At 71.9% G+C, this 6,045-nt stretch carries 4 protein-coding genes; 2 read left to right on the top strand and 2 right to left on the bottom strand.

Translation table 11 applies throughout. The features are described 5' to 3' along the window. Window positions 1-59 precede the first annotated feature (59 nt). Complete coding sequence (locus tag AB0F81_RS35705; protein ID WP_360204523.1) at window positions 60-2,963, bottom strand: glycoside hydrolase family 3 C-terminal domain-containing protein; 2,904 nt, start codon at window positions 2,961-2,963, stop codon at window positions 60-62. Window positions 2,964-3,122: 159 nt separating this feature from the next. On the opposite strand from AB0F81_RS35705, the gene AB0F81_RS35700 reads away from it, so the two are divergent. After that, window positions 3,123-4,472, top strand: coding sequence for an FAD-dependent oxidoreductase (locus tag AB0F81_RS35700; protein WP_360204520.1), 1,350 nt, complete (start codon window positions 3,123-3,125; stop codon window positions 4,470-4,472). A 319-nt stretch (window positions 4,473-4,791) separates the two neighbouring features. On the opposite strand, the gene AB0F81_RS35695 is transcribed toward AB0F81_RS35700, so the two are convergent. Continuing rightward, window positions 4,792-5,355: a hypothetical protein gene (locus tag AB0F81_RS35695; protein WP_360204517.1), complete on the bottom strand. Its 564-nt coding sequence runs from the start codon at window positions 5,353-5,355 to the stop codon at window positions 4,792-4,794. Between the two features lie 132 nt (window positions 5,356-5,487). Between AB0F81_RS35695 and AB0F81_RS35690 the strand changes: the two genes are divergently transcribed. Beyond that, window positions 5,488-6,045 (top strand): hypothetical protein (locus AB0F81_RS35690; protein WP_360204514.1); only part of this gene is annotated, 558 nt, incomplete at its 3' end.

Here is a 6,045-nt window from a genome sequence, read left to right as displayed (position 1 = left end):
CCCTTTGTGTGGGTGTTCTGCGGGGCCGCGCGCCCCCCCCAACCACCCCACGGCGGGTGTCAGCGGATGTGGAAGGCGGCGAGCCGCAGGCCGGGGCTGGGCACGAGATACACGTCCTGGCGGCCGGTTGCCCGGGCCAGCGACGTGGTCACCGTCGTGTAGTTGTAGATGCCGCCGGTGTCGGCGACCGTGGCGGTGCCCAGCAGGCGGCCGGTCGGCGAGCCCAGCCGGATCTGCACGGTCCCGGCGCCGGCGGCGCGAGCCGTGAAGGTGGTCCCGCCGCGCAGCGCGGCGTCCCGGAAGGCGATCCAGTCGCCGGCCTTCGACGCCCCGACCACGGTGCCGCGGGCCTTGCTCTCGTCGAGCAGGCGCACCCCGGCGTACGCGTCGAAGGTCTCCGCCCGTGTCTCCTTGGCCAGGTCACGGGCCGGGATGGTCTCCCCGCGCACCGCAAGGGCCTCACGCCGCCGGATGTCCTGCGACGAGGGGCCGAGCAAGATGTCGTAGACCGAGGTCTCGACCACCCAGCGCTGCCGGGTCTGATCCCAGCGGGCCAGGTCGGCGGGTCTCAGCCCGAACGTGACCGTCTTCGTATGCCCGGCCGCCAGATGCACCTTCTGGAACCCGCGCAGCTGCTTGTTCGCCGTGGCGTCCCGCGAGCTCCGCTGGTGCGTGTAGAGCTGCACCACCTCGTCACCGGCCCGCTTACCGGTGTTGGTGACGGTCACGCTGACCTTGCCGTCCCGCACGCGCGGAACCCCGTAGCGGAAGCTGGTGTACGACAGGCCGTGCCCGAACGCGTACAGCGGCTTGGCGTCGCTGTAGAGGTAGGTCTGCTCGCTGCCGATGATGTCGTATTCGAGCAGGTCGTCCGGCAGTTGCGCGGTGGAGCGGTACCAGGTCTGGGTGAGCCGGCCGGACGGGTTGACGTCGCCGTAGAGCACGTCGGCCACCGCGTGCCCGGTCTCCGCGCCCGCGTGCGTGGTCCACAGGATGCCCGGCACGTGCCGCTGCGCCCAGTTGATCGTCTGCGGGTAACTGCTCTGCAGCACCACGACGGTGTTCGGGTTCGCCGCCCGGACCGCCCGGATCAGCGCCTCCTGCCGGGCGCCGAGGTCGGTCGAGGTGCGGTCGTGCACCTCACGCCCGGCGACGAACGGGTCGGTGCCGACCACCACGACCGCGGTGCGCGCCTTCTTCGCGGTGGCGGCGGCCGAGGCCACCCCGTCGACCAGCACTTCCTTGGTGAAACGGGCGGCGCCGGCGGCGTCCGGCGAGCCGAGGGCCAGGTTGCCGTCGGCGCCGATCGTCACGTAGGTGTTCGCGCCGAACCAGGACTCCTGCGTCTCGTAGCCGGCGTAGTGCAGCACGTAGGTGCCGTCGGACTGTTCCTCCAGCTTGAACTGCTGCTGCACGAACCAGCCGGTCGGGTTGTTCTCCACGGTGACGAACGGGCCCCAGTTGTAGCCGAGCAGCTTGCCGTTGCCCACGTTGCGCAGGGTGGAGACGCCGTCGCCCCAGTCCACGCTGTCGAACTGGGCGGCCGGCGTGGGCGTGGTCTCGACGACGCCGGCCGGGCCGGAGCCGCCGGTCACGTACCGGCCGGTCGCCACGTCCTTCAGCGCGATCCGGTCGGCGCCGAACGCGGTGGTCACCGAGGACGCCCGCTCGCGGATGCCGTCGAGCACGGTGACCTCGTACGGGAGCTGTCCCCCGTACCAATCGGTGTAGAGCTTGTCGGCCAGCGGACCGACGACCGCGACGTCACCGCCCGCCTGGAGTGGCAGCAGGCCGGTGTTCTTGAGCAGGACCGACGCCTCGGCGGCGGTCTCCCGGGCGAGCGCGCGGTGCGCGGGGCTGTCGATCACCGACGGCGAGATGTCCGCGTGGGGCCCGCCGTCCGGGTCGAACTCGCCGAGCCGGAACCGGATGCTCAGCGCGTTGCCCACCGACTCGTCGATGTCGGCCTCGGTGATCAGGCCCTGCGCGAGCGCCTGCTTGACCGCGGTGGTCGTCGGCTCGGCGTTGGTGTCGTTGACCGTGAAGCTGTCCAGGCCGGCCTTGAGGATGGCGGCATTCGCCTCGGCCTGGGTGGCGAAGTATTGCTGCGAGCCGGTCAGGTTGGTCGGCGCCCAGGCGTCGCTGACGTTGAACAGCCGCCGGTCGCTCCAGTCCCGCACGATCCCGGCGAGGTCCGGGTCCACGGTGGCCGGCCGCCCGTTGATCAGGTTGTAGGAGGCCATCACGCCGGTCGCCGCGTCGTTGTTCAGGGCGATCTCGAACGGCTTGCGCTCGTATTCGTTGAGCACCCGCTGCGGCACGTTCGACGAGGTGACGTCGCGTTTGGTCTCGTTGTTGTAGGCCGCGTAGTGCTTCAGGGTCGGCGCGGTCTTCAGGTGGTCCGGGTCGTCACCCTGCAGACCCCGGCCGTAGGCGGTGGCGATCGCCCCGGTCAGCAGTGGGTCCTCGGAGTAGCCCTCCTCGTTGCGGCCCCAGCGCGGGTCGCGCAGCGGATTGATCACCGGCGCCCAGGTGTTGAGGCCCCAGAGCACCGGGTCCCGCCGGTGGAAGCCGCGCAGCTCGTCGCCGACCGCCGAGCCGACCCGGTTGATCAGCTCCGGGTCCCAGGTGCTGGCCAGGCCCACGGCCTGCGGGAACACCGTCGCCGTGGCGTCGACCTTGGCGCCGTTGTTGCGGTAGTCGTTGGACCAGGCGACACCGTGCAGCGCCTCGGTGCCGGCCTTGAACACCTCGATGCCGAGGCGTGGGATCGCCGGTTGATATTGATGGAGCAGGGAGATCTTCTCGTCGAAGGTGAGCCGGCCGACCAGGTCGTCGACCCGGGTCTCCAGCGGCAGGCTCGGATCACGGAACGGATGGGCGGGGTCGGCCTGTGCGGCCCCCGGTGTGAGGGGCACGACCAGCAGGGCGGCGGCGAGGACGGCCAAACCGCGTTGTCGCATGGCGGTCTCCTGAATGTGGGCATGGCGAAGAGCCGCTTCGCACGTCGTCGAAGCGCTTCGATGCGGTGGGGTCACCATAGATCGGGGCTGATGCGACAGGCAACCACTCCCGGCCGCTTTCGGCGCAAACCCGGGGCGGCCGCGGGGCAGAATGGACCGGTGCGACTTATCGTCATCGGCGGCGATGCGGCGGGGATGTCCGCGGCGTCCCAGGCCCGCAAACGCCGCGGCCAGGCAGACCTGCAGATCCTCACGTTCGAGAAAGGCGACTACACGTCGTACTCGGCGTGCGGGATCCCGTACTGGATCGGCGGCCTGGTCGACGGGCCGGACGAGCTGATCGCCCGGGATCCCGCCGCGTTCCACGACGCCGGCATCGAGGTGCGCACCGGGCACGAGGTCACCGGCATCGACCTGGACGCGCGGACCGTCACGGTCCGCGACCTCGCCGCCGGCCGGGAGGTGCGGGAGGGTTTCGACGAGCTGGTCTACGCGACCGGCGCCAGCCCGGTGCGTCCACCGTGGGCACGGACCACCGCGGGCGGCGTCTTCGGCGTGCAGACGCTCGGTGACGGCGCGGCGGTCAACGCCTGGCTGGAGACGACACCGAAACCGGAGACCGCGGTGGTGATCGGCGCCGGCTACATCGGCGTCGAGATGGCCGAGGCGTTCGCCCGGCGCGGCCTGCGGGTCGCCCTGATCGAGCGGGCCGAGCAGCCGATGTCCACCGTGGATCCGGACATGGGCGCCCTGGTCGCCGAGTCGATCCGCAAGATCGGCATCGACCTGCGCACCGGCGTCACCGTGCAGGGCCTGGAGACGGCCGGCGGCCGGATCTCCGCGGTGGTCACCGACAGCGGGACGCTGCCGGCCGACATCGTGGTCCTGGGCCTGGGCGTACGGCCGAACAGCGCGCTCGCCGAAGCGGCCGGCATTGCGCTGGGCGCCTCCGGGGGTCTCGTGCCGGACCTGCGCCAGCGGGTCGGCGACGGCGTGTGGGCGGCCGGCGACTGCACCGAGGTGCTGAACCTGGTAACCGGCCGCCGGATGTACGTCCCGCTCGGCACCCACGCCAACAAGCAGGGGCGGGTCGCCGGGATCAACATCGGCGGCGGCTACGCGACCTTCCCCGGCATCGTCGGCACCGGCATCACCAAGATCTGCGACCTGGAGGTGGCCCGGACCGGCCTGAGCTCCAAGGAGGCCGAGGCGGCCGGCTACCGCTTCGTCACCGCGTCGGTCGACTCCACGAACCGGGCCGGCTACTTCCCCGGCGCGGTGCCGATGACCGTCAAGGTGATCGCCGAGCAGGACACCGGCCTGCTGCTCGGCGCGCAGATCGTCGGCAGGACCGAGGCGGCCAAGCGGATCGACGCCTTCGCGGTGGCGATCTGGAACCGGATGACGGTCACCGAGATGACGGCGCTGGATCTGGGCTACGCGCCGCCGTACGCCCCGGTGTGGGACCCGGTCCTGATCGCCGCCCGCAAGGCGGGCGAGGCCCTCTGACCCCGCCGCTGCCGCATTGCCCTCACCGACACCGCACGCCAGCCACCTCTCACAGCTGACGGCCAGCGCTGCCCCCGCGGGCACGACACGACACTGGGCGCCAGCTGGACCTCACGGCTGACCGCCAGCGCCGGCCCAGCGGGCACAACACGACACTGGGCGCCAGCTGGACCTCACGGCTGACCGCCAGCGCCGGCCCAGCGGGCACAACACGACACTGGGCGCCAGCTGGACCTCACGGCTGACCGCCAGCGCCGGCCCAGCGGGCACGACACGACACTGGGCGCCAGCTCCGGAGGGCTGATGGCGGGGTGACGGGTCAGGGGGTGTGGCGGGCGGCGGCGAGCAGCGACCAGGCGACGAAACCCCAGATCACGCCGGCGATCAGGTTGCCGCCGGCCTGGGACAGGATGATCGAGGTGAGCCAGACCAGTACCAGGGCGGCCGCGAGCGGGCGCGGCAGGGTGCGGGTGCGCCAGGTGGCGACGGCCAGCATGATCGAGCCGGCCAGCCAGAACAGGTTGGCCGGGGCGGCGACGATCGGGAACCACGAGTAGTCCTGGTCGTGCAGGTTGGTGCTGGTCATGCCGAGAGCGAGCAGGCCGGCGCCGGCGACCGCGAGGTAACCGCCGATCCGGGCGGTGCGGGTGCCGGCCAGTCTGCCGAGGGCCAGGTAGCCGGGGATCCAGAGCACCAGGGCCGCCGCCACCATGGCCAGCAGCACATGCTCGGAGGTGTCGACGAGCGGGTTGCCGTCGTCGGATCGCACGGCCTGGATCGCGCCGGCGACCGCGGAGGCGATCGCTCCGGCGGCGGCCGCCCAGCCGGCGATCGGGCTGATCCGGGTAGTGGTGGTGGGTGCGGTGGTCGTCGTTGCTGTCATGCCGAGAAATCTAGGAATCGGACCCCGCCCCGCTCATCGGTCCGCGGTCGTCAGCGCGTACCTCCGAATGATGATCTTTATGCGCCTGGAGGATGACGCCCGCGCGCCGCGCGGATGGCTAGGGTCGCCGCTGTGGATGCCCTGACCACCCTCTCCCGGGTGCCGCGCCGCCCGCCGAAGGCGGATGTCGCGCTCACCGCCCTGCTCTGCGGATGGGCGGTGATCGAGGCCGTCACGCTGCCCGGTCCCGGCCCGCACTGGGAGCGGGTGGCGTTCGCGGCCGGGTTCACGCTGCCGCTGGTGCTGCGCCGCCGGGCGCCGGAGGCCGTGCTGGCCACGGTCGTCGCGCTGCTGATGCTGCGGGTCTTCACGATCACCGGGCCGGAGAACACCACGTTCCCGTTCCCGAGCATGCTGGTCGCCACGTTCTCGGTGGCGTTGCACGGGCGGCGCGTCGCCGTCGCGGTGCTCGGTGGCGTGACGACCGTCGCGGCGATGCTGCTGCTCTTCCCGCTCGGCTATTACTCGGACGAGCCGGACGTCGGGCAGGTGTTCATTCTCGGATTCTTCGTCACCGGGGCCTGGCTGGCCGGTTATCTGATCCGGGTCCGGGTGGCGCAGGCCGACGCCGCCGCGTCGCAGGCGGAGGCGCAGCGCGAGGCGGCCGCCCAGGCCGCCTTCCGGGCGCAC

Origin of the sequence: Actinoplanes sp. NPDC024001, from assembly GCF_040638955.1 — a bacterium.
Classification (GTDB): domain Bacteria; phylum Actinomycetota; class Actinomycetes; order Mycobacteriales; family Micromonosporaceae; genus Actinoplanes.
This window is presented reverse-complemented; position numbering and strand designations above follow the sequence as displayed.

What these genes read in the sequence shown, in the direction of transcription:
- AB0F81_RS35705 (WP_360204523.1), bottom strand. Translation starts at nt 2,963, where the DNA reads ATGCGACAACGCGGTTTGGCCGTCCTCGCCGCCGCCCTGCTGGTCGTG.
- AB0F81_RS35695 (WP_360204517.1), bottom strand. Translation starts at nt 5,355, where the DNA reads ATGACAGCAACGACGACCACCGCACCCACCACCACTACCCGGATCAGC.